At 67.5% G+C, this 22,075-nt stretch carries 21 protein-coding genes and 1 pseudogene; 11 read left to right on the forward strand and 11 right to left on the reverse strand.

Going from position 1 to position 22,075, the window contains the following annotated elements; all coding sequences use genetic code 11:
* Positions 1 to 170: 170 nt before the first annotated feature.
* The 3 genes from C8K14_RS08795 to C8K14_RS08805 are packed head-to-tail and all read right to left on the reverse strand — an operon-like array spanning position 171 to position 2,837.
* On the reverse strand, positions 171 to 1,166 hold the full coding sequence (locus C8K14_RS08795) for an LLM class flavin-dependent oxidoreductase (RefSeq protein ID WP_107716400.1): 996 nt from the start codon (positions 1,164 to 1,166) through the stop codon (positions 171 to 173).
* Positions 1,163 to 2,077, reverse strand: a complete 915-nt coding sequence (locus tag C8K14_RS08800) for a hypothetical protein (protein WP_107716401.1) — start codon at positions 2,075 to 2,077, stop codon at positions 1,163 to 1,165. The genes C8K14_RS08795 and C8K14_RS08800 overlap by 4 nt, the downstream gene beginning before the upstream one ends.
* Positions 2,078 to 2,090: 13 nt before the next feature.
* The gene (locus C8K14_RS08805; RefSeq protein ID WP_107716402.1) at positions 2,091 to 2,837 is read right to left on the reverse strand and encodes an alpha/beta fold hydrolase; all 747 of its coding nucleotides are present in this window, start codon (positions 2,835 to 2,837) and stop codon (positions 2,091 to 2,093) included.
* Positions 2,838 to 2,917: 80 nt separating this feature from the next.
* On the opposite strand from C8K14_RS08805, the gene erpA reads away from it, so the two are divergent.
* From erpA to C8K14_RS08825, 5 genes are all read left to right on the forward strand, one after another.
* The gene (erpA, locus tag C8K14_RS08810) at positions 2,918 to 3,250 is read left to right on the forward strand and encodes an iron-sulfur cluster insertion protein ErpA (RefSeq protein WP_022674525.1); all 333 of its coding nucleotides are present in this window, start codon (positions 2,918 to 2,920) and stop codon (positions 3,248 to 3,250) included.
* Positions 3,247 to 4,047, forward strand: coding sequence for an exodeoxyribonuclease III (xth, locus tag C8K14_RS08815; protein WP_062783363.1), 801 nt, complete (start codon positions 3,247 to 3,249; stop codon positions 4,045 to 4,047). Before erpA ends, xth begins: the two co-directional genes overlap by 4 nt.
* Positions 4,048 to 4,189: 142 nt before the next feature.
* A complete protein-coding gene (locus C8K14_RS22620) occupies positions 4,190 to 4,342 on the forward strand; it encodes a hypothetical protein (protein WP_022674523.1) in 153 nt (50 codons plus the stop codon).
* On the forward strand, positions 4,339 to 5,034 hold the full coding sequence (gene msrA, locus C8K14_RS08820) for a peptide-methionine (S)-S-oxide reductase MsrA (protein WP_233250985.1): 696 nt from the start codon (positions 4,339 to 4,341) through the stop codon (positions 5,032 to 5,034). Before C8K14_RS22620 ends, msrA begins: the two co-directional genes overlap by 4 nt.
* A gap of 36 nt (positions 5,035 to 5,070) precedes the next feature.
* Positions 5,071 to 5,535, forward strand: a complete 465-nt coding sequence (locus C8K14_RS08825) for a Fur family transcriptional regulator (protein WP_022674521.1) — start codon at positions 5,071 to 5,073, stop codon at positions 5,533 to 5,535.
* 208 nt (positions 5,536 to 5,743) lie between these two features.
* Here C8K14_RS08825 and ppa read toward each other — a convergent pair whose 3' ends face one another.
* The 3 genes from ppa to C8K14_RS08840 form a co-directional block, all read right to left on the reverse strand.
* Positions 5,744 to 6,298: an inorganic diphosphatase gene (ppa, locus tag C8K14_RS08830; RefSeq protein WP_062783366.1), complete on the reverse strand. Its 555-nt coding sequence runs from the start codon at positions 6,296 to 6,298 to the stop codon at positions 5,744 to 5,746.
* A gap of 122 nt (positions 6,299 to 6,420) precedes the next feature.
* Positions 6,421 to 7,098 (reverse strand): DUF1345 domain-containing protein, encoded by a 678-nt coding sequence (locus tag C8K14_RS08835; RefSeq protein ID WP_107716403.1) that lies wholly within the window; start codon positions 7,096 to 7,098, stop codon positions 6,421 to 6,423.
* Positions 7,098 to 9,119, reverse strand: a complete 2,022-nt coding sequence (locus C8K14_RS08840) for a M61 family metallopeptidase (protein ID WP_199223704.1) — start codon at positions 9,117 to 9,119, stop codon at positions 7,098 to 7,100. Before C8K14_RS08840 ends, C8K14_RS08835 begins: the two co-directional genes overlap by 1 nt.
* Before the next feature lie 114 nt (positions 9,120 to 9,233).
* On the opposite strand from C8K14_RS08840, the gene hisS reads away from it, so the two are divergent.
* From hisS to metK, 6 genes and pseudogenes are all read left to right on the forward strand, one after another.
* A complete protein-coding gene (hisS, locus tag C8K14_RS08845) occupies positions 9,234 to 10,496 on the forward strand; it encodes a histidine--tRNA ligase (RefSeq protein ID WP_107716405.1) in 1,263 nt (420 codons plus the stop codon).
* Positions 10,496 to 11,566 (forward strand): peptide chain release factor 1, encoded by a 1,071-nt coding sequence (prfA, locus tag C8K14_RS08850; protein WP_107716406.1) that lies wholly within the window; start codon positions 10,496 to 10,498, stop codon positions 11,564 to 11,566. Before hisS ends, prfA begins: the two co-directional genes overlap by 1 nt.
* A gap of 121 nt (positions 11,567 to 11,687) precedes the next feature.
* A pseudogene (prmC, locus tag C8K14_RS08855) lies at positions 11,688 to 12,554 on the forward strand (peptide chain release factor N(5)-glutamine methyltransferase); the annotation flags it as partial.
* Positions 12,555 to 12,754: 200 nt separating this feature from the next.
* Positions 12,755 to 13,759 (forward strand): DUF4167 domain-containing protein, encoded by a 1,005-nt coding sequence (locus tag C8K14_RS08860; RefSeq protein ID WP_369974046.1) that lies wholly within the window; start codon positions 12,755 to 12,757, stop codon positions 13,757 to 13,759.
* Between the two features lie 130 nt (positions 13,760 to 13,889).
* Positions 13,890 to 15,524, forward strand: a complete 1,635-nt coding sequence (lnt, locus tag C8K14_RS08865; RefSeq protein WP_199223705.1) for an apolipoprotein N-acyltransferase — start codon at positions 13,890 to 13,892, stop codon at positions 15,522 to 15,524.
* 41 nt (positions 15,525 to 15,565) lie between these two features.
* Positions 15,566 to 16,783, forward strand: coding sequence for a methionine adenosyltransferase (metK, locus tag C8K14_RS08870; protein WP_107716409.1), 1,218 nt, complete (start codon positions 15,566 to 15,568; stop codon positions 16,781 to 16,783).
* 36 nt (positions 16,784 to 16,819) lie between these two features.
* On the opposite strand, the gene C8K14_RS08875 is transcribed toward metK, so the two are convergent.
* From C8K14_RS08875 to C8K14_RS08895, 5 genes are all read right to left on the reverse strand, one after another.
* Positions 16,820 to 18,388, reverse strand: a complete 1,569-nt coding sequence (locus C8K14_RS08875) for a hypothetical protein (RefSeq protein ID WP_107716410.1) — start codon at positions 18,386 to 18,388, stop codon at positions 16,820 to 16,822.
* A gap of 112 nt (positions 18,389 to 18,500) precedes the next feature.
* The gene (locus tag C8K14_RS08880; protein WP_255420057.1) at positions 18,501 to 19,376 is read right to left on the reverse strand and encodes a CoA ester lyase; all 876 of its coding nucleotides are present in this window, start codon (positions 19,374 to 19,376) and stop codon (positions 18,501 to 18,503) included.
* 4 nt (positions 19,377 to 19,380) lie between these two features.
* Positions 19,381 to 20,685 (reverse strand): MFS transporter, encoded by a 1,305-nt coding sequence (locus C8K14_RS08885; RefSeq protein ID WP_233250987.1) that lies wholly within the window; start codon positions 20,683 to 20,685, stop codon positions 19,381 to 19,383.
* Positions 20,682 to 21,143, reverse strand: coding sequence for a DUF2141 domain-containing protein (locus tag C8K14_RS08890; RefSeq protein WP_022676215.1), 462 nt, complete (start codon positions 21,141 to 21,143; stop codon positions 20,682 to 20,684). The genes C8K14_RS08885 and C8K14_RS08890 overlap by 4 nt, the downstream gene beginning before the upstream one ends.
* The gene (locus C8K14_RS08895; protein ID WP_022676216.1) at positions 21,140 to 21,883 is read right to left on the reverse strand and encodes a sterol desaturase family protein; all 744 of its coding nucleotides are present in this window, start codon (positions 21,881 to 21,883) and stop codon (positions 21,140 to 21,142) included. The genes C8K14_RS08890 and C8K14_RS08895 overlap by 4 nt, the downstream gene beginning before the upstream one ends.
* Positions 21,884 to 22,075 lie beyond the last annotated feature (192 nt).

Raw genomic sequence — 22,075 nt, forward strand, 5'->3', positions numbered from 1 at the left:
CGTTCGCTTCCTGCATTCCCGGGCGGGTCGGGTTCATATGCCCGCCGTTTCGTTATCGTTGGCTGGGTGGTAACGAATGAAACCTGAATTGAAAACCGCCGCTCTGACGTCGCGGGGTCGGAAACCGCTGGTGATGGCATGAAAGCCTCACCATCGCCCCCATCTGCCCCTTAGGTGTTCGCCGCAGCCGGCGTCAGCGCATCCATGGTGAGCCGGAGCGAGCGGCGGCGCAAGGCCGGATCGAACGTGGCGCCGGCCACGATCAGCTCGTCGGCGCCGGTGCGGTGTTGAAAGGCTTCCAGCCCGGCGCGCACCGTGGCGGGGCTGCCGATCGCGCTCACCTGGCGGAAATGGTCGAGCGTCGCCAGTTGCGGGCCGGCCAGCGTCTCGCGATAGCCGGCAATTGGCGGCGGCAGGCGCCCGGGATCGCCGCTGCGCAGCCGCACGAACGATTGGTCCTGGCTGCTCGCCAGGAACTGCGCTTCTTCGTCACTCGGCGCGCAGAGCACGTTGATGGCCGCCATGACATAGGGCTGTTCGAGGCTGGCAGAAGGCTGGAACCGCTCGCGATAGAGCTTGATCGCACCGTCGAGATGGTCGGGCGCGAAGTGGCTGGCAAAGGCATAGGGCAGGCCCAGCATGGCGGCCAGCTGCGCGCCGAACAGGCTCGATCCCAGGATCCACAGATCGACCGGGGCGCCATGGCCAGGCGTGGCAGCCAGTGGCAGGCGCGTGTCGCCGGCAAATTGGGCCTGGAGTTCGACCACGTCGGCCGGGAAATCTTCGGCCGCGCGGTTCACATCCTTGCGCAGCGCGCGCACGATGCGCTGGTCGGCACCGGGCGCACGGCCCAGCCCCAGGTCGATGCGGCCGGGATAGAGCGCATCGAGCGCGCCGAACTGTTCGGCAATCACCAGCGGGTTGTGGTTGGGCAGCATGATGCCGCCCGCGCCCAGCCGGATGGTTTGGGTGTGGTGCCCAACATGGGCCAGCACGACCGAGACCGCTGCACCGGCAATGCCGGGCATGCCGTGATGTTCGGCCACCCAATAACGGTGATAGCCGGCCTCTTCAGCGGCCTTGGCCAGCAGCGCGGCATCGGCCATGGCCTGGGGGATGGTGCCGCCCTCGATCACCGGCACCAGATCGAGAACGGACAGTTTCATCGGGTAATTTCCTCATCCTGGCCCGGCTTGGGCGGAACAGGACTGGATGTGGGGGCCGCGCCGATCTGTTCAAGGTAGCCACGCGCCACGCGGGCTTCGTCGCTGGCGGGAGACATCGCCACCACTGATTGCCATGATTGCCTTGCGGCATCCTCGCGGTTGCCCAGCATGGCGATCACGCCGGCTTCCACGCCCACCGCCGGATCGCGCGGGGAAAGGCGCGCGGCCTCTTCGATATCGTGCTGCGCGGCGGCGAGGTTCTTGTCGCGGCGATAGAGCGTGGCCGACAGCAGCCAGCCTTCGGCATTCTGCGGCGCGAGTTCGTGCGACTTGGCGAGTGCGGCCATGGCATCCGCGTTGCGGTTGAGCGCCACCAGGGCGCGGGCGCGGTCATCCTGGATCGCGGCCATGGCCAGATTGTCGGCAAAGCCGTGCACCACGGTGGCGCGATCCAGCCAGGTCAAGGCATCCTGCGGCTTGCCAGCGGCCAGCGCGGCATTGCCGGCCATCGCCATCAGCGGCACGGCGCCCACCGCCTGGGCTTCGGGGATTAGGCCCACGGCATCGCCAAACGCGGCCACGGCGCCATCGAAATCACCCTGCTGGCTCAGCATCATGCCCAGGCACTGGTTGGCGCGCACGCGTTCCGAGGGCAGCTTCACCTCGTCCAGCCAGTGCCGCGCCAGGCTGATCGCCAGGTCGGGATTGCTGCGCCCCACGGTCAGGCAGTCGGCCAGGCGATCGTGCTTTTCCGGGGCCGGCTCGGCCTCGTTCCCGCTGGCGGCATTGCGGCGGCGGCCGGGCGTGGGCAGGGCGCCGAATTCCATCGGCCGGGGATTGGGCCCAACCTGGTGCGCCACCGGCGCGGGCAGGGCGGGAGAGACAAGCAGGGCGGCAGCGGCCAGGAGCATGGGGGGTATCGCTCTATTCGGACAGAAGCTGGGCGAGCGTGGCGAGCAGCACGGCAATGTCCTGCGGCCGCGACAGGCGGTGGTCGCCGTCCTTGATCAGGTGGACCTGCACATCGGCTGAACGCAGCGCCGCGGCGAGGCGCAGCGCGATGTTCCACGGCACATCGGCATCGGCCTGGCCATGGATCAGGCGCACCGCGCCATCGAATGGAACGGTATCGTTCAATTGCAGCAAGGCCTGGCCATCCGCCCAGAACGCGGCATGGGTGGGCGTGGGTTCGGGGCCATAGGGATTGTCTTCAAGGATCGTCTCGCCCGCCGCCAGCGCGGCCTGCTGATCGCCATCATAGCCCCAGGTGGTGAAATCGGGGGCAGCGGCCAGGCCCACCAGCGCGCGCGCCGTGGTGCCCAGTGCCTGCGCCACCAGCAGCATGAGCCAGCCGCCCATGCTCGAGCCGATCAGCACGACTTCGTCCAGTTCATGCGCCGCGACCAGCGCCACGACCTCGTCACGCCAGCGTGACAGCGTGCCTTGGGCAAATTCGCCTTCCGACAGGCCGCAGCCGGAATAATCGAGCAACAGGCAGGCACGCCCCTGCGCCACGGCCCAATCCATCACGGCCTGGGCCTTTCCCCCGGCCATGTCTGACATGTAGCCGGGCAGGAACACCAGCGCCGGGCCGGCGCCGGGCACGAAGCGGGTGGCCAGGCGCAGGCCGTGCGGGCCGGGGATGAAGCGAGGGGGCAGCGGTGTGGTCATGGCTCTCGTGCTACCGATAGCGGGCGGCATATGTCCACAGGCACTTGAGCGGCATGCCTGCCGCGCCTATCTCGCAAGGCATGAGCCAGCCCTCCATCATCCTCGCCCCTTCGGCCGCCGCGCGCGTGGCCACGATCGCCGCCAAGCAGGCCAAGCCCGCGATCCTGCGCCTGGCCGTGGAAGGGGGCGGCTGTTCGGGCTTTCAATACCGCTTTGGCCTGGCCGAGGCGGTCGAGGCTGACGATACCGTGGTGGAAACCGACGGCGTGCGCCTGGTGGTCGATGCGATGAGCCTCGATCTGGTTGGCGGGGCGACAGTCGATTATGTCGAATCCCTGGGCGGCGCGGCCTTCCGCGTGACCAATCCCAATGCCGCATCGGGCTGTGGCTGCGGCGCGAGTTTCTCGGTGTGAGCACCGCGCCCGCGCATACCCCGCTCAAGCTGGCCAGCTTCAACATCAACGGCATCAAGGCGCGCCTGCCGCGCCTGCTCGAATGGCTGGAGGAAACCCGGCCGCACGTGGCCTGCCTGCAGGAAATCAAGACGCAGGACGAAGGCTTTCCGGCGGCCGAGTTCGAGAAGATCGGCTATCACGCCATCTGGCACGGCCAGAAGGGCTTCAATGGCGTGGCGATCCTGGCCGACGGGCAAAAGCCGGTGGAAGTGCAGCGCGGCCTGGCCGGAGAGCCGGAGGACGAGCATTCCCGCTATCTCGAGGCCGATGTGTTCGGCGTGCGCGTGGTGTGCATCTACCTGCCCAACGGCAATCCCCAGCCTGGCCCCAAGTTCGATTACAAGCTGCGCTGGATGGACCGCCTGCACGCGCGCATGGACCAGATCTGGGCCGAGGAAGTGCCCGCCGCGATCCTGGGCGATTACAACGTGATCCCGCGTGAGAACGATATCTGGGACACGCGCGCCATGGCCGATGACGCGCTGATGCAGCCGCAATCGCGCGATGCCTATCACCGCCTGCTCGGCGCCGGCTGGACCGACGCGATCGGCCTGCACCATCCGCAGGGCGGCGTGTGGACGTTCTGGGACTATCAGGCCGGTGCCTGGCAGCGCGACCACGGCTTTCGCATCGATCACGCCCTGCTCAGCCCTGAACTGGCCGATCGGCTGGTGTCGGCCGGCGTCGACAAGGCCTATCGCGGGCGGGAAAAGGCCAGCGACCACGCCCCGGTGTGGGTGACCCTGCGGCCCTGATCCGCGCTGGGTTCACGCCGTTCGTCGAACAATATGCACGGTTGGACAGTGATTTTCTGCCCTATGGCCGATTTGGCACTAGGGCAAACGTCGCTTCTGTGCTAAGTAGCATTTTGAAACTGATTATTGCCGGAACTTCAACATGGGTTTGCTTCGCAAAGACTTCTTCCGTTCGCTCCTAGTTGGCTTCGCTATCGGCGCCGTCGGCATGGGCTTTACGGTGTTCAACGCGGCCCATGTTTTCGCACCGGTTGCGGCGGCATCTGCCGCGCCGACCGTGGGGTCTGAGCAGTGAGCGCGCGCCGCTTTCTGGCATGGCCGGGGGCGGCATTTCCCGCACTGCTGGCGCTGGCCCTGTCGGCCTGCCTGCAACCCGCCCACGCCGATGCGCCGGTCAAGGCGCCGGCTGCGGTGATCCCTGCCCATGAAACCCCCGGCCTCAAGACCGCGGTCTTTGCCGGTGGCTGCTATTGGGGGATGGAGGCAGTGTTCAGCCACCTGGTCGGTGTGACCAGCGTGGTTTCCGGCTTTGAAGGTGGCCGCGCTGCCGATGCCGATTACGAGACGGTCAGCACCGGCACGACCGGCCATGCCGAATCGATCCGCGTGACCTATGACCCGGCGCGCATCCGCTATGACCAGCTGCTCCAGGTCTTTTTCGGGGTGGCCAGCGATCCCACCCAGCTCGACCGGCAGGAACCCGATGTCGGCCCGCAATACCGCAACGCGCTGGTGCCGATCGGGCCGGAACAGGCCCGCGTCGCGCGCGCCTATGTGGCGCAGCTCAAGGCGCTCAAGCTGTGGCGCCAGCCGATCGTGACGCGCATCGAACCATGGCGCGGTTTCTATCCCGGCCCGGCCGAGCATCAGGACTTCGCCTTCCGCAATCCGCGCCATCCCTATATCCTGCGCTGGGACGTGGCGCGGGTGGACGCATTGCACCGCACGTTCCCGCAGTGGTGGAAGCCCGATTTCACGCAGCACTGATTTGCAACTGCGTGGGCAAATGCCTATCTCTGGGCCATGGGTTCCCACCTTCATCATGACTATGCCGGCGAAGGCCTGGTTTCTGCCGCGCGCGAGGCGCTGACCGTTTCTGGCGAGCAGTGGACCGACATGCGCGCCGATGTCTTTGCCGCGCTCGCCGCGCAGGAACGCCCGGCCTCGGCCTATGACATTGCCGAAAGCGTGGGGCAGCGCCGGGGCAAGCGCGTGGCTGCCAACAGCGTCTATCGCATTCTCGACCTGTTCGTGCGCACCAACCTGGCGCGCCGGGTGGAAAGCGCCAATGCCTATGTCGCCAACAGCCACCCCGGCTGCCGCCACGATTGCATCTTCCTGATCTGCGACGCCTGCGGCCAGGTGACCCACATCGACAACGACAGCCTGACCGGCCACTTGCGCGAAGCCGCCCGCGACGCCGGTTTTGCCGACGTGCGCCCCGTGGTGGAAATCCGTGGTCGCTGCCAGGCCTGCGCCGCGGCTTAAGGCATCGGTAAATCGAAGCCTGGCGTGGGACCCCGGATCAAGTCCGGGGTGACTATAAGCTTTTACGCAAACTATATTTTTCGTCACCCCGGACGCGATCCGGGGTCCCGCTGATGGGCGGAAAATGTCGCGCAGCCGAAAACGAAAAGAGGCCAGGGTCGGTGCTGACCCTGGCCTCTTGTTCATGCCGCTGGCGCGGAAGCGCGGCTTATTCGGCTGCGGCCTTGGCGGCCTTGGCTTCGTTGTAGCGGACAATGGCTTCGGTGGTGATGCGGCGGGCATCGTCGGCGCCGCCCCAGGTGCCCACACGCACCCACTTTTCCTTTTCCAGGTCCTTGTAGTGGGTGAAGAAGTGCTCGATCTGCTTGAGCACGATCTCGGGCAGGTGATCCTTTTCCAGCACTTCGGTGTAGTACGGGAAGGTCGAATCCACCGGCACGCAGACCAGCTTTTCGTCGCCGCCCTGTTCGTCTTCCAGGTTCAGCACGGCGATCGGGCGGGCGCGCACGACGCAGCCGGGGATGAACGGCGAACGCGCGATCACCAGGGCATCGAGCGGATCACCATCGGGCGACAGGGTGTGCGGCACGAAGCCGTAGTTGGCCGGATAGCGCATCGGCGTGTGCAGGATGCGATCGACGAACAGCGCGCCCGAATCCTTGTCGAATTCATACTTCACCGGTTCGCCGCCAACCGGCACTTCGATGACCACGTTGAGGCTTTCGGGCGGATTGTCCCCGGTGGGGATAAGGTCGATGCGCATCGGTTCTGTCTTGCCTTGGTTCAGGCCCGCGCGGGGCCGGTTGTTGTTCGCAGTGCTACGCGCTCTAGCGCCGTGGCTGTTGCGCCGCAACAATACTTGTGATCGATAGCCCGCCGCTTTGGTTAACCTGCACCCAGCGCATTGATGGTGAAAGCGATCACGCCGATGTTGAAAACGAACGCGGCAAACGAGTGCAGCGTGACGATGCGGCGGATCCGGCCCGCGGTGATCCCGGTGTCCGAAGTCTGGAACGTCATGCCCAAGGTGAAGGAAAAATAGGCGAAATCGAAGTAGTCGGGCGTGTCGGTGCCGGGAAAGTCCAGCCCGCCGCGATCGCGCCCGTTGCTCTCATCGCGGGTATAGTAAAGATGGGCATAGTGCAGCCCATATACCGTGTTGGCAAAAAGCCAGGTCAGCATGAGCGTGCCGATCAGCCGCAGCTTGGCCAGCGAATCGCCATGCGCCGCGCGGGGCAGCTCGCCGGCGATCGATGCCATCACCACTGCGGTCAGGACCGTGGTGATGCACAGCACCAGCACGCGGTTGGCATCGTTGTCCACCGCGCTTTGCCGCATCGTATCGGCATCGGCACAGCGCAGCAGTGGCACCAGCGACAACAGGAATGCCAGCGCCGCAAAATCAAAGCCCATGGCCAGCGAATCGGCCAGTTCGCCACTGTTGCGGGTGAGGGGATGCCACACCCACCACGCCCCGGTGCCGCCCATCAGCAGCACCAGGAACAGGATGAAGCGGGGTGGGGCCAGGCGGCCCAGATGCAGGCTTGGCCCGGCCCCTGCCATCACTTGGCCGCCTTGCCCACGGGCAGCTTGCTGGCGTGCGGGGCCAGCAGCTTGTCCAGACCGGTCGGTGCCGTTCCGGGCGCCGTGCGCACCAGCCAGGGCCAGCGCAGGCCATCGGCATAGGTGATCGGCAGCGTGACAAAGCGATCGTCACGCTTGACCAGCAGTTCGATCGGGCGGCCGGCGCCGGGGTTGCCGGTCTTGGCATTGGTGATCGCGCCCTTGAGCTTGTCCGCGTCATAGGCGTCGCCGTTCACGGCCATCACCTGCATGCCCGAAACCAGCCCCGCCTTGAACGCCGGGCCATCCCAGCGCGAGGCGGTGACCTTGCCGTCCTTGTCCAGCGTCACGCCCAGCGAGTTGAACAGGCTCAGCACCTTGGCATCGGCCATGCGCGCCTTGTCATAGGGGTTGGGCTCGTCCTTGAATTCCAGCTTGTAGCCGCCGCGCTCGATCCCGCCCAGCGGCACCGGCTGACCCGGCGTCTGCAGGCGGGTCTTGAGGAACGTGGCCCAGTCATAGGGATAAACGCCATTCAGGGTCTTGACCACGTCATCGAATTCATAGGTCAGCACGCCCCAATCGCCGTCGCGCACGCCAAAGAACGCCTTGGCGAAATCATCCAGGCCCTTCTTGCCGGCGGTGCCGTCGCGGATGATCTGGTCGGCCTCCAGCCACACCAGCGCGCCTTCGGTGTAATAGTCCTCGTTGCGGGTGAGCGAGGAATAGGGCTTGGGCTTGCGGGCGGCGAAGATGGGATCCATCGTCGTGTCTTCCACCGAGCGCCAGTCGCGCCCGGCGGTCTGGGTGAACGTGCCGGCATAGTTGGCGAGGCTGCCCAAGACCACGTCCTTGCTCTGCACGCCCGAGCGTGCGGCCAGGACCAGGCCCCAGAACTGCGTCTGCCCTTCATAGACCCACAGCAGGTTGTCCTGCATCGGCTGGCGATAGTCGGGCGTCCACAGCTTGGCCGAGCGGCGAAACTTGCCATCCCAGCTGTGGCTGAATTCGTGGGCGATCACGTTGCGGTCCCAGTCATAGGCGGCCCAGTCGGTCAGGCTCTTGGGTTCCTGCTGGTTTTCGCTGGAACGGTGGTGTTCCAGGCCGATGCTGCCCATGCGATCGGTCAGCGCGAGCAGGAAATCGTAGTGATCGAAATGGCGCGCGCCGAATGCGCCCACGGCTTCGTCGGCCAGGTTGCGATAGGCGGCCAGGTTTTCCGGCTTGATCGCCAGCAGCTCGGGCTTGTCGGCGACCAGGTCGAAATAGACGTTGTGGCCCAGATCATGCCGCGCGGCATAGAGCCCGGCAAAGATCGGCGAATCGACCAGGGTTTCATAGTCGGTTTCGGCCCAGGTCACGGTATTGCCCGCGCCGCTCTGCGTCTTGCCATCCAGCGCGGTGAACACGGTCCAGCCCTGCGGGAAGCTGACAGTGGGACGCACCTTGATCTGCCGCACATAGTGACCGGCGGGATAGAGGCTCATCTTCTCCCACTGCACGTTGAGCATTTCGCGCGTAACGGTGATGCGGCCTTCGCTGTCGCGCAGCGGCGAGGTGTGGATGAAGCGGGCGACCACTTCGCTGGTGCCGGCGGGCAGGGGGATGTGGAACGCGTTCACTTCCACCGGGTCGCGGGTCCAGGCCAGCTTCTGGCCCTTGGCTTCAAAGGTGATGCCGGCCAGCTCGGCCACGGGGCCGCGATTGCCATGCTCGCCCGGCAGCCAGGCCGGCAGCTGCAGGATCAGTTCCTTGGCATCGGCCGCCACCGGCACGGTTTCCACCACCCGGAATGCCCCGGTGGCCAGATCGGTGGCATCGATCTGCAGCCCGATCGTGCCGGGATAGGGCACGTCCTGCGCATCGGGCACCCCATGGGCGATCGGCACGGCCATCGGGCGGCTGTTGCTCGCCGGCTGCACCTGCGCCAGCGCGGGCTGCGCCAGGATCAGGGTGGCAAGTGCCAGGGTGGACGTGGAAAGGGCGGAAAGCAGGCCAATGCCTTGGGGGGTTTTGCGCATGGCGCCTTTCATGCCGCCAAGCGGTCTCATCTGCAACGGCCAGATGGGCACAATACGCGGCGGATCGCCACGGATGCTTCCCCCACCGCGCGAAAGCCGCTATCCGCGCGCGCCATGAGCAAGCAAACCATTCCCACCCCTCAGGCCATTCGTGGCACCCAGGACATTTTCGGCGCCGAGGCGGAAGCGTTCGGCCATGTCGTGGAAACGTTCGAGCGCGTGCGCAAGCTCTATCGCTTTCGCCGGGTGGAAATGCCGGTGTTTGAAAAGACCACCGTGTTCTCGCGCTCGCTGGGCGAAACCACCGACGTGGTATCGAAGGAAATGTATTCGTTCGAGGATCGCGGCGGCGAATCGCTGACGCTGCGGCCCGAATTCACCGCTGGCCTCGCCCGCGCCTATCTCACCAATGGCTGGCAGCAGCACGCCCCGCTCAAGATCGCGACGCACGGGCCCCTGTTCCGCTATGAGCGCCCGCAAAAGGGCCGCTATCGCCAGTTTCACCAGATCGATGCCGAAGTGATCGGCGCGGCCGAACCGCAGGCCGACGTGGAACTGCTGGTCATGGCTGACCAGTTGCTGCGCGAACTGGGCATTGCCGATGGCGTGAGGCTCAACCTCAATACCCTGGGCGATGCGCCGAGCCGCGAAGCGTGGCGTGCCGCGCTGATCGACTATTTCCGCGCGCACAAGGACCAGCTTTCGGAAGAATCGCAGGACCGGCTGGAACGCAACCCGCTGCGCATCCTTGATTCCAAGGATCCGCGCGACAAGCCGTTCACGGCCGATGCGCCGATGATCGACCAGTTCCTCTCGGCTGAGGCGCAGGATTTCTTCGGCAAGGTTACCGCTGGCCTCGATGCGGCGGGCGTTGCCTGGGTGCGCGCGCCGGCGCTGGTGCGTGGCCTCGATTACTATCGCCACACCGCGTTCGAATTCATCACCGACCGGCTGGGCGCGCAGGGCACCGTGCTGGGCGGCGGGCGCTATGACGGCCTGCTCGAAGCGCTGGGTGGCCCGGCCACCCCGGCGGTGGGCTGGGCCGCCGGGATCGAGCGTCTGGCCATGCTGGTGGCCGATGCGCGCACCATCACGGAGCCGGCCGCCGACGTGGCGATCGTGCCGATGGGCGCGGCGGCCGAGGCCGCCTGCCTGGGCCTGGCGGCCACGCTGCGGCGCGGCGGCTTGACGGTGGACATGGGCTATCGCGGCAACATGAAGAAGCGGATGAGCCGGGCCAACGAAAGCGGCGCGCGCTTTGCCCTGATCGTGGGTGACGAGGAACTGGCCGCCGGTGAAGCGACGGTGAAGAACCTCGTGACCGGCACGCAGGAGCGCATGGCGCTGCACGCGATTCCGGCGCACATCGCCGCCTGATGGCCGTTTCCGACGCACGTCTGGGCCAGATCGGCGCGCGCTTCGCCGAACTGGAAGCGCGCCTGGCTTCGGGCACGCTGGAAGGGGAGGCATTCGTCGCCGCCAGCCGCGACTATGCCGAGCTGGAGCCGGTCGCGCGCGCGGCCCGCGCCGTGCAGGTAATGCGCGACGAGCTGGCCAGCCTTGCTGCGCTCAACGAACCCGATGCCGAAATGCGCGCGCTGGCCGAAGAGGAAATGCAGCAGCTGCGCGGCGCCTTGCCCGAGGCCGAACGCGCGCTGGCGATCGCCATGCTGCCGCGCGATTCGGCCGACGTGCGCCCGGCCATGCTGGAAATCCGCGCCGGCACCGGTGGCGATGAAGCCGCGCTGTTCGCCGCAGATCTGTTCCGGATGTACGAACGCTTTGCCGCCGAACAGGGCTGGAAGGTGGAAGTGATCAGCGCCAACGCCAGCGAACTGGGCGGCTTCAAGGAAGTGATCGCCCATGTCGCCGGCCAGGGCGTGTTCGCGCGGCTGAAGTTTGAAAGCGGCGTGCACCGCGTGCAGCGCGTGCCCGTGACGGAAAGCGGCGGCCGCATCCACACCAGCGCTGCGACCGTGGCCGTGCTGCCCGAGGCAGACGAAGTGGACGTGGCGATCGAGGACAAGGACCTCAAGATCGACATCTATCGCGCCAGTGGCGCGGGCGGCCAGCACGTCAACACCACGGATTCGGCCGTGCGCATCACGCACCTGCCCACCGGCCTGGTGGTGACCCAGCAGGACGAACGCAGCCAGCACAAGAACCGCGCCAAGGCGATGCAGGTGCTGCGCACGCGGCTCTATGACCTGCGCCGCGAACAGGCCCAGGGCGCCGAGGCCGAGGCCCGCCGCGCCCTGGTCGGCTCGGGCGACCGCTCGGAACGCATCCGCACCTACAACTTCCCGCAAGGCCGGGTGACCGACCACCGCATCAACCTGACGCTTCATCGCCTGCCCGAAGTGCTGGCCGGGCCGGGTCTGGGCGAACTGATCGACGCGCTGACCGCCGAAGACCAGGCCAAGCGCCTGGCCGCGATGGATGACTGAGAAGCGCGGTTCAGGCCGCCACCACCCCCCGACCCCCTCCTCTGAAGAGGAGGGGGAGAACAACGACAAAGCCCCATCCTCTTTAGAGGAGGGGGTCGGGGGTGGTGGAAACCACGCGCAAACCGTCCGCCAGGCGCTCTTCCAGGCGGCGCAGATGCTCGCCCCCACCAGCGATACCGCGCGGCTCGATGCCGAGGTCTTGATGGCTCATGCGCTGGGCTGCACGCGCACCGATGTGCTGCTGCGCCACATGGACGCGCCGGTGCCGGGCGGATTTGCCCGGCTGGTGGCGCGCCGGCAGGGGCACGAGCCGGTGGCCTATATCGTTGGCAGCCAGGAGTTCTATGGGCTGGACCTGGCGGTGAGCCCGGCGGTGCTGATCCCGCGCGGGGATAGCGAGACGCTGATCGAGGTGGCGCGGCAGGCCCTGGCCGGGCGGCCGCCGGCGCGCATTCTCGATCTGGGCACGGGTTCGGGCGCGCTGCTGCTGGCGGCGCTGTCGATCTGGCCGCAGGCAATGGGCACCGGCATCGAACGGTCTGACGCGGCGCGGGTCGTGGCGGCGGGCAATGCCTTGCGCCTGGGCCTGGATGCGCGGGCGCGCATGCAGCCGGGCGATTGGACCAAGCCCAACTGGGCCGCCGCGCTGGGGCGGTTCGATCTGATCCTGGCCAACCCGCCCTATGTGGAAAGCGATGCCGCGCTCGATCCTGGCGTGCGCGATTTCGAGCCGGCCAGCGCGCTGTTTGCCGGGGCAGACGGCATGGCCGATTATGCCGTGCTGGTGCCGCAACTGCCTGATCTTCTGGCCCCTGGCGGCGTTGCCGTGGTGGAGATCGGCTGGCGGCAGGGGGCGGCCGTGGCGGCCCTCGCGCACGACCATGGCATGGCGGCGCGCGTCCATCCCGATCTTGCCGGGCGTGACAGGGCTGTGGAAATGACGCTTTGCCACAATATTTCGCTTGGCAAGCCGACCAGCGATCACTAATTGTCCCATCTGGCAGGGCGACGGATGAAGGCTTCCCGTCCCGGCCAACTCCACCATTTGCGCCCGCATCGGCCTCTCACCAGGGGCTTTCGGCTGGCAGATGCTGGGAATCTGCGCACCCGTGCGTTGCGGGCGCGTGGCGGAGGGTTGCGCGGCGACAGGATCGGCAAAAGCTACCGACAGCCGCCCCAAACAAGGACGTGCCTGAGTTGAACAACAATCGTGGGAACAACCGCCGGCGCGGCCGCGGTAACAATCGTCCGCAAGGTGGCGGCCAGCAGCTCAATCGCATCGACAGCCGCGCGCGGGGCAATGCCCCCCAGCTGCTCGAAAAGTATCGCAAGATGGCGCAGGATGCCCACCTCAACGGGGATCGTGTCCAGGCCGAATACTATCTGCAATTTGCCGACCATTATTTCCGCGTGATTGCCGATACCCGGCTGCGCCAGGAAGAAGCCCGCCAGCGCCACAGCGGCAATGGCGAGCGCTGGAGCGAGGGCGAGCCCGAAGACGACGGCATGGACTTCTCGATCGAAGGGGATTTCCCCGCGTTCGATCGTCCCTATGTCCGCCGCGAGGAACGCGAAGTGCGCACCGCCGATCGTCAGGATCGGCCCGAACGCCAAGATCGTCAGGATCGCCAGGAGCGGCCCGAACGGTCTGAACGCCAGGATCGCCCGGAACGCCAGGAGCGGGCAGACCGCACCGAACGCCAGGGTGAAACCGGCAACGATCGCGGTTCCGACCGTGGCGCTGATCGCGCTTCGGACCGCTCGGGCAGCCGTCGCCGCTTTGAAGATCGCCGCCCCTCGGCCGCTGTTGCCAACGCCGCCGATGCCGATCAGCCCGTTCCGCTCGAAGGCGTGCGCGCCGATGAAGGCGAGCCGGTCACCGATGTGAGCGACAACCCGTTCATCCGCGAAAGCCGCAGCCCGCGTGGTCCGCGTCAGCAGCGCACCGAACGCCGTCCGCGCCGCAGCGCAGTAGCCTCCGAAGGGCTCGACCCGGCCAGCCTGCCGCCCGCCATCGGCGTGCGCAGCGAGCCGGCCGCCGAAGCCCCGGCGCCCGCGCCCGCTCCGGCCGTCACTCCGGCGCCTGCCCCTGCGGCCGAGCCGGCGAGCGACGCTTCGGCCGAAGCCGCACCGGCGCCCAAGCGCCGTGGCCGCCCGCGCAAGAACCCCTTGCCCGAAAGCGCCGAAGGCTGAACCCTTTGGCCAATCCAGGCCTGGTAATATGATAAAGGCGCCCGCATTCCGGGCGCCTTTTTCGTTGCGGCACACGCCCTGGCGCAACCGCGCTTGCCCTCGCTGGGCCGCCGCCGCATAGAACCGGGCAATGAAGGCTTGGCTCCGTTCCCGTTTCGCCGCGCTGGTTGCGCTGGGCGATGCTCGTTTGTCCCGCCGCAGCGAAGCGGCCGTGCTCGTCATGGCCGGCGGCCTGGGGGCGCTGGGCTTCGCCCCGCTCAACTGGTGGCCGCTGACGCTGCTGGCGCTGGCCGTGCTGGCGGCGCGGATGCAGCGGGCGCGCGTTCCCGTTCATGCCCTGCTGGTGGGCGAGCTGTGGGGCTGGGGCCATTTTTCGGTGGGCAATGGCTGGATCGCCACGGCCTTTACCTATCAGGCGCAGATGCCGGCCTGGCTGGGCTGGATCGCGGTGCTGCTGCTGGCGGTCTATCTTGCGCTGTTTCCCGCCGTGGCCACGTTGGCGGCATGGTGGCTGGGGCGGCGCTGGCGTCTGGCGCCGGTGCCGGCGCTGGCCGCGCTGTGGATCGTGACCGAATGGGCGCGCGGCTGGGTCTGCACCGGTTTCCCGTGGAACCCGCTGGCCGCCACCGCGCTGGGCGGGTTCGATCGACCCGGCCTGGCGCGCGTGCTGCCGTGGCTGGGCACTTATGCACTGTCAGGCCTGGTCGTGCTGCTTGCCGGGCAATGGCTGTTTGCCCTGCGCGCCGGGGCGCAGCGCCGCTGGGGCCTGGCGGCGGCCCACTTTGCGCTGCCGGCGGCGTTGTTCCTGCTGCCGCTGGGCGGGCAAAAGGCCACTGGCAGCGTGCCGTTCACCTTGGTCCAGCCCAACATCGGCCAGGACGAGATCAACGACGCCAGCCGGTATGAGGAACAGTTCCAGCGCGCCGCCGCGCTCAGCCTGCCGCGCCAGCCGGGGCAGCGGCGCCTGGTGCTGTGGCCCGAAAGCGGCGTGCCCGATTATCTGCAGGAAGGCTATCCCCGCGCCTGGTATGCCGGCACCACCTATGGCGGCGATCCGCTGCTGGCGCGGGCGCGCATGGGCCGCGTGATCGGGCCAGGCGCGCTGCTGCTGACCGGCGCGGTCGACCTGGTGTTTCCGCCCAATCCGGCCCCGGCCGCCATGCCGGTCGGCGCGTGGAACGTGGTGACCGCGATCGACAGCCAGGGCGTGATCCAGGGCCATTATGCCAAGGCGCACCTTGTGCCTTATGGCGAATACCTGCCGATGCGCGGGCTGCTCACGCCGCTGGGCCTGTCGCGCCTGGTGGCGGGCGATTTCGATTACTGGTCGGGCCCGGGGCCGCGCACGCTGGATTTTTCGGCGCTGGGCCTGCCGCGCGTGGGCGTGCAGGTGTGCTATGAAATCATCTTTTCGGGTCAGGTGATCGACCGCGCCCACCGCCCCGATGTGCTGTTCAACCCGACCAACGATGGCTGGTTCGGCGCCTGGGGCCCGCCACAGCATCTCGCCCAGGCCCGGCTGCGCGCGATCGAGGAAGGGCTGCCGGTGCTGCGCTCCACCACCAACGGCATTTCGGCGGTGATCGATGCGCGTGGCGGCGTGCGCGCCTTTGCCCCGCAGCACGTGGCGAGCCGCATCGAAGGGCTGGTGCCACCCGCGCTGCCCCCTACGCCGTTTGCGCGAATGGGCAACATATTGCCGCTTTTGTGGGCTGCAGCGCTTCTTTTGGCCGCGCTGGTTGCCTCCCGCCGTTGCCCGCGCTAGAGGCGGCACATAAAGATTGCTTTATATCGGACCCTTTGCCCATGCGCAGCGATTACCTGTTCACTTCCGAAAGCGTCTCCGAAGGCCATCCCGACAAGGTGGCGGACCAGATCAGCGACGCCATCGTCGACCTGTTCCTGAGCAAGGACCCCGAGGCGCGCATTGCCTGCGAAACCTTGACGACGACCAACCTGGTGGTGCTGGCCGGCGAAATTCGCGGGCGCGGCATCATGGATGCCAAGGGCGAATGGGCGCCCGGCGTGCGCGAGGAAGTGGAAGCCGTGGTGCGCGCCACCGTGCGGCGCATCGGCTATGAGCAGGAAGGCTTCCACTGGGAAAACTTCCGCTTTGAAAACAACCTTCACGCCCAGTCGGCGCACATTGCCCAGGGCGTGGACGCCGGCGAGAACAAGGACGAAGGCGCTGGCGACCAGGGCATCATGTTCGGCTTTGCCTGCGACGAGACGCCCGATCTCATGCCCGCGACGCTGGATTACAGCCACAAGATCCTGCAGCGCCTGGCCGCCGACCGCCATTCCGGCGCCGCGCCGTTCCTGGAGCCCGATGCCAAGAGCCAGGTGACCCTGCGCTTCAAGGACGGCAGCCCGGCGGCCTGCACCGCGATCGTCGTCTCCACCCAGCACAAGCCGGGTTATGACGAAGGCGCCAAGGATGCCGAACTCAAAGCCTGGGTGAAGCAGGCCGTGGCCGCGGTAATCCCGGCCGAGCTGCTGTCTGACCAGACGGTCTATCACATCAACCCCACCGGCAGCTTTGAAATCGGTGGCCCCGATGGCGATGCTGGCCTGACCGGGCGCAAGATCATCGTCGATACCTATGGCGGCGCAGCGCCCCATGGCGGCGGCGCGTTTTCGGGCAAGGACCCGACCAAGGTTGACCGTTCGGCCGCCTATGTCACGCGCTATATCGCCAAGAACATCGTGGCGGCGGGCCTGGCCAAGCGCTGCACGATCCAGGTGGCCTATGCCATCGGCGTGTCGCAGCCGCTGTCGCTCTATGTCGATACCCACGGCACCGGCACGGTGGACGATGCCACGCTGGAACGCGCGGTGGAACTCGTCGCCAAGCAGCGCCTGGGCGGCTTGACGCCGCGCGGCATTCGCGTGGGCCTGTCGCTCAACAAGCCGATCTATGGCGTGACGGCGGCCTATGGCCACTTTGGCCGCACGCCCGAAGGCGACCTGTTCCCGTGGGAACGCACCGACCTGGTGGACGATCTCAAGGCCGCACTGGCCTGATACCGAGCACTGCGCCCGCCGTCAGTTCGATAGCCGTCAGTTCATCAGGCGGCGGGCAGCACGCTCCAGCAGCGGTTCATCGTCCAGCACTTCGCCCAGCACGGCCAGCGTACCGTCGGGCATGCGCCGCACCATCACCAGTGAAAATTCGCGGCCATCGGCAGGAATGTCGGCCAGGCTGCGTGCCGGCAGGGTGCGCAGCGAGGCTTCGAGCGCGGCACGCGGATCGCTGCGCGCCTGGCCTTCCTCGCTGCGGCGCAGGCGGCGCTCGGCCGCGACCACGCCCTTGAGGCCGCCCGGCGTATTGGCCAGGAACCCGGCCAGTTCCCCGCGTGACAGGCCCAGGCGATGGGCATGGGCCAAGGCCGTGGCATATTCGGTCAGCCGCGTTTTGTCGTACTGCGCGCCAAACACCAGCTTGACCACCGGGATCAGCGGGGCGCGCGCCTGCATCGTCAGCCCGGCATCGGCCATCAGCGCGGCCAGATCATCGGGTTCCGCCTCTGCCGCCAGGGCAAAGTCCCAGGCGCGGCCGATCGCGGCATAGAGCGCGTGACGGGTGCGGTCCTCGCTGCCCAGGGCGAGTGCGGCCATGGCGCGGGCGCTGGCCAGCCAATCGGCCAGGCTGTCGGGCTCGGGCTGGTCCAGCCCTTCGGCAAAGGCGGCCGTGGGAAACGCGCCTTGGGCAAAGGGATCGAGTGGCGGCAGATTGAGCGCGGGCAGGATTTCCAGCGCCACTTCGCCGAGATCGAGTTCATCGGCGTCTGCCCCGGCGTCTTGCGGGGCCAGGTTGCGCGGATCGCGCGGGCGCACCGGGCCATCGGCCCACTGGCCCAGCGAATCGGCCAGGCTGCCCCAAGGCTCGCCCGGTTCGGCACCGGCCGGCGCGGGATCGGCAAAGGCGGGCAGCGGCAGATCGGGGCGGGCGTGCGTGGCGGCACTGTCTGCGCCATCGCCCCCGCGCAGAGCGGTCACCGCCTTGCGGCGCGGCTTCTTCTCGCCCAGCACCAGGCCGATTTCGGCCATCAGCTCGTTGGTGGTCGCCTGGTCGGCCAGTTCCTTCCAGTTGATCACGCCAAAGATGTAGTCGAGCGTGTCACCGCTGGACGAGAACGGCAGCAGGATGCCGCGATAGAGGATCGTGCGCCCGCGCTGGTTGGCAAATTCCGCCTCGAACCCGATCGGCGCCTCGTTGGCCACGATCTGCATGTAGTGATCGGTGATGCGCGACAGGATCGAGCGGCCCGGCACCTGGCTCAACCGCGTCAGCGGGCCTTCGCCCGCGCAATCGGCCAGCAATGCCTCGCCAACATAGGCGATGGCTGGATCATCGAGCCCTGCGTCGAACTGCAGCAGCACCGCATGATCGGCAAAGTCAGGCCATTGCCCGGCCAGCAGCGGGCCGACCAGCGGCAGGCGGCTGTCGCCCAGCATCCCGGCCCAGAAGTTATAGGCGCGCACCTGCATGCGCCGCTCGTCCGCGCCCATCAGCGGCGGCAGCGGCTGATCGACCAGATCGCCGTCGAGCAGGTCATCGTCGGGATCGCTGCCGGCAAACAGGCCCAAGGGGCCGGGTTCGTCGGCAAATCCGCGCATGCTGTCCATTACCAAGCCCTTCGTCACGCTCCTTGCCCCAGTCTGGCGCAACATGGTGAAGAAGCGATTAAGTTGCGCCGATGGATTTCCGGGTGTTGGGAAGGTGTTGCCGGGGCTTGGCCTAACCCCGCGCGGCGATGGCGCGGGCCTTGGCCAGCAGCCGCTCGGCCATGTCACGGTGCAGCAGTTCGGCCATCTTGCCGTTGACGCGCAGCGCACCCTGGCCGGCATTGGCGGGATCGGCAAAGGCCGCGACGATCGCTTCTGCCTCGGCCAGTTCGGCTTCGCCCGGCGCGAACACGCGGTTGGCCACGGGCAGTTGCGCGGGATGGATCAGGGTCTTGCCGTCAAAGCCAAAGGCGCGTGCCTGGGTGCATTCGGCCTCAAGCAGGGCAAGGTCATCGATCGCGTTGCACACCCCGTCGAGCACGATCAGGCCGTTGGCGCGGGCAGCCAGCACGGCCTGGGCCAGTAGTGGCACGAACGCGGCGCGGCCCGGCGCCTGGGCCATGCCGGTGTCCTTGGCCAGATCGTTGAGGCCCAGCACCAGGCCAGCCAGGCGCGTGGTGACGGCGCAATCGGCGATCCGTTCCAGCGCCAGGGCGGCGCGCGGGGTTTCGATCATCACCCACAGCCGCACGTCGTTGGCAAAGCCGGCGCGGTCCATCGCGGCCGACAGCGTCACGATATCGGCAGCGTCTGCCACCTTGGGTGCCAGCACGGCCTCGATCGGCGCGGCGGCGAGGGCGGCGAGGTCATCATGCCCCCATGGGCCATCCAGTCCGTTGCACCGCGCGATCAGGCGGCGATGGCCAAAGCCGCCGGCCTGCCCCTCGGCCACCAGGGCGGCACGGGCTGGCGCCTTGTGATCGGGCGCGACGGCGTCTTCCAGATCGAGCACCACCGCATCGCAATCGAGGCTGCGCGCCTTGGCGAGAGCACGGGCATTGCTGGCGGGCATGTAGAGCGCGGAACGCAAGGGGCGGGTATCGGTCACGGCATCAACCTTTGCGAGGGGCGGCGCCACGCGGCGCGGGTTCCTTGACGGTATCGACGCGGCCTTCCTCGCGCGCGGGCATCGGCACGAACAGGCGCAGCACGAGATTGCCGACCAGCCAGAGCGCGGCGGCATGGAGTGCGAAGGTCAGGCCACGCTGATCGGCGACCCAGCCCCAGACCCACGCGCCGACCGCCATCGAGCCGAACGTGATCGCCTGGTAGAGCGACAGGCAGCGCCCCAGGATGGCCTCGGGCGAGCGCAACTGCATGGCGACGTTGAGGCTGGTGAGCGCCGCGACCCAGCCCGATCCGCCGATAAAGCCGGCGACCATGGCGATTGGCAGGCTGTGGGCCTGGGCCAGCAGGAGCAGCGCGCCGATGAAGCCGACCGTCGCGCCGGTGATGATCACTTCTGCGCCAAAGCGGCGGCGCGCCTTGGTGATCCACAGCGCATTGACGATCGACCCCACGCCGAACGATCCGAGAATCAGGCCATAGTCCAGCTCGGTCCCGGCCAGGGTATCGTGCGCCACGGCGGGGATCAGCGCCTGGAACGCGCTGGCCCCAAAGCCGAAGGCCGCCCCGCGCAACAGCACCTTGCGGATCGGGACGGAGCCGGCGCAGAACACCAGGCCCATCTTGATCGATTGCAGCATGGGCTGGCGCTGCGGCGCGCGCGCCTCTGGCCGCCAGCGCGCCAGCACCACCAGCATGCCGACATAGCTGATCGCGTTGGCGGCAAAGGCCGCGCTCACGCTCAGGATCGAGATCAGCACCCCGCCCAGCGCCGGGCCGACGCTGCGCGCCAGATTGTTGGACATGGAATTGAGCGCGATCGCCTGGGGCAGATCGGCCTTGCCCACTTGCAACCGCACCGAAGCCTGCCAGGCCGGCTGGTTGATCGCGGTGCCCATGCCCACCATCAGGGTGAGCAGCAGCAGCGACAGCGGCCCCAGCGCGCCGCGATAGCCCAGCACCGCCAGCACGGCGGAAACCACCAGCATGGCGGTCTGCGCCCAGATCATCACGCGGCGGCGGTCAAAGTTGTCGGCAATCGCCCCGGCAAACAGGCCCAACAGCAGGATCGGCAGGCTGGACGATGACTGCACCAGGGCGATCAGCACGTGGCTGCGCGTCAACTCGGTCATCAGCCAGGCGGCCGCGGCCGACTGGATCATCGATCCCAGGTTGGAGACCAGGTTGGCCGTCCAGATCGCGCGAAACGCGGGATAGCGAAACGGCGCCAAGGCGCCGCCGGGCTGGGCCTCACCCGGTTGCAGCTGGGAAGAAGAATCGCCCTGGGTCAAAGCAGATAGCGCATGCGGATCGACGTGGTCATCTGCGCTTCGCCCAGGGTAAAGGCGGCGGCGGAAAAGCGCGGCGGGCCAAACCGGATCGGCGCATCGCGCGAAAAGCCAAAGCCTTCGCGCGGCATCATGAACATCTTGTCGAGCCGGCCATTGGCGTTTTCATCGTGGAACAGCGCCACGGCATAGCGGCCGGGCAGCACGTGCTGGAACGCGATCACATCGTTTCCGGCGGCGGGCACGGTCTGGTGCAGCGCCTGCGGATCCTTTTCGCAATCGGGAAAGGTGCCCGGATCGGCGGTGAGGCAGGCCTGGATCAGCCCCTTGTGCGAACGCAGGCCAACCACATCGACCAGCACCGTGGTGCGATCGGGCAGCACGGCGCCGCCCTGGCTGAGCGCGAGTGCGCCCAGCGCGAGCCCGCGCAGCGCTGCCTGGCGAATCGCCTGTGCCTTCACCGCACTTTCCTTTCCTGCCAGCCGGCCAGGCCGGCGTCCGTGCCGCAAAGGCGATCCCATACGCGAAAATAGAGGCCGTAGTTGCACCGATACCGCTCGTGATGCTGATGATGATGGCTGGCCGTTATCAGCCACTTCCCTGCCCGGGAATGAACCAGCCCGGCCGGAAAGATCTCCCAGCCCATGTGGTTGGTTACGCCCATCACCGTCATCACCACCAGAACGCAGGCCAGCACCCCGGCCTGGATCGGCACCACGAAGACCAGCGCGGGAATGAACAGGCCGACCACGGCCGCCTCGATCGGGTGGAAATTCATCGCTGCCCAGGCCGTGGGCGGGCGGCTGGCATGGTGGATGGCATGCACGCTGCGAAACACGCGTGGCCGGTGCATCCAGCGATGCGTCCAATAAAACCAGGTATCGTGGGCAAACAGATAGACCAGCAGCGACACCGGCATCCACCACAGCGGATAGGCGTGGGGATCGGCATAGATGCGGGTCCACCCGTGCTGCTGCCAGCCCCAGGCGATGATCCCGGCGGGCACGCCATAGATCGCCGCAGAGGCCAGGCTCCAGCCGATCTCGCGGCGGATCTGCGCCTCGAGCCCGGCATAATGGCCAGGCAGGCGCCGCTGGGTAAGCCAGGCAAACAGCCCGCTGGCCGCCACATAGCGCACCGCGACGATCGCGGTCATGGCGAGCGCCGACAGCAGCAGCGCGGCAAGCGTTGGACTGGTCATGCTTTTCCCGATCGGCACACGATGCGCCTGGCTGCCCCTATGCCAAGCCGGGCCGGCGCTGCCCAGCCCGATTTTCGCCCATGCAGCATAGACAAGGTGCCCTTGCCAGCGCGGGGCGGCGCGCCTAGATAACCGGAGCGATTCGGTCTGATTTGCGCACGCCTGTCGAAACGGCGGAATCGGGCCGACCCC

The organism is Novosphingobium sp. GV079, from assembly GCF_003058045.1.
Classification (GTDB): Bacteria; Pseudomonadota; Alphaproteobacteria; order Sphingomonadales; family Sphingomonadaceae; genus Novosphingobium; species Novosphingobium capsulatum.

What these genes read in the sequence shown, in the direction of transcription:
- C8K14_RS08795 (WP_107716400.1), bottom strand. Translation starts at nt 1,166, where the DNA reads ATGAAACTGTCCGTTCTCGATCTGGTGCCGGTGATCGAGGGCGGCACC.
- C8K14_RS08800 (WP_107716401.1), bottom strand. Translation starts at nt 2,077, where the DNA reads ATGCTCCTGGCCGCTGCCGCCCTGCTTGTCTCTCCCGCCCTGCCCGCG.
- C8K14_RS08805 (WP_107716402.1), bottom strand. Translation starts at nt 2,837, where the DNA reads ATGACCACACCGCTGCCCCCTCGCTTCATCCCCGGCCCGCACGGCCTG.
- erpA (WP_022674525.1), top strand. Translation starts at nt 2,918, where the DNA reads ATGAGCCAGCCCTCCATCATCCTCGCCCCTTCGGCCGCCGCGCGCGTG.
- C8K14_RS22620 (WP_022674523.1), top strand. Translation starts at nt 4,190, where the DNA reads ATGGGTTTGCTTCGCAAAGACTTCTTCCGTTCGCTCCTAGTTGGCTTC.
- C8K14_RS08825 (WP_022674521.1), top strand. Translation starts at nt 5,071, where the DNA reads ATGGGTTCCCACCTTCATCATGACTATGCCGGCGAAGGCCTGGTTTCT.
- ppa (WP_062783366.1), bottom strand. Translation starts at nt 6,298, where the DNA reads ATGCGCATCGACCTTATCCCCACCGGGGACAATCCGCCCGAAAGCCTC.
- C8K14_RS08835 (WP_107716403.1), bottom strand. Translation starts at nt 7,098, where the DNA reads ATGGCAGGGGCCGGGCCAAGCCTGCATCTGGGCCGCCTGGCCCCACCC.
- C8K14_RS08840 (WP_199223704.1), bottom strand. Translation starts at nt 9,119, where the DNA reads ATGCGCAAAACCCCCCAAGGCATTGGCCTGCTTTCCGCCCTTTCCACG.
- hisS (WP_107716405.1), top strand. Translation starts at nt 9,234, where the DNA reads ATGAGCAAGCAAACCATTCCCACCCCTCAGGCCATTCGTGGCACCCAG.
- prfA (WP_107716406.1), top strand. Translation starts at nt 10,496, where the DNA reads ATGGCCGTTTCCGACGCACGTCTGGGCCAGATCGGCGCGCGCTTCGCC.
- lnt (WP_199223705.1), top strand. Translation starts at nt 13,890, where the DNA reads ATGAAGGCTTGGCTCCGTTCCCGTTTCGCCGCGCTGGTTGCGCTGGGC.
- metK (WP_107716409.1), top strand. Translation starts at nt 15,566, where the DNA reads ATGCGCAGCGATTACCTGTTCACTTCCGAAAGCGTCTCCGAAGGCCAT.
- C8K14_RS08875 (WP_107716410.1), bottom strand. Translation starts at nt 18,388, where the DNA reads ATGGACAGCATGCGCGGATTTGCCGACGAACCCGGCCCCTTGGGCCTG.
- C8K14_RS08895 (WP_022676216.1), bottom strand. Translation starts at nt 21,883, where the DNA reads ATGACCAGTCCAACGCTTGCCGCGCTGCTGCTGTCGGCGCTCGCCATG.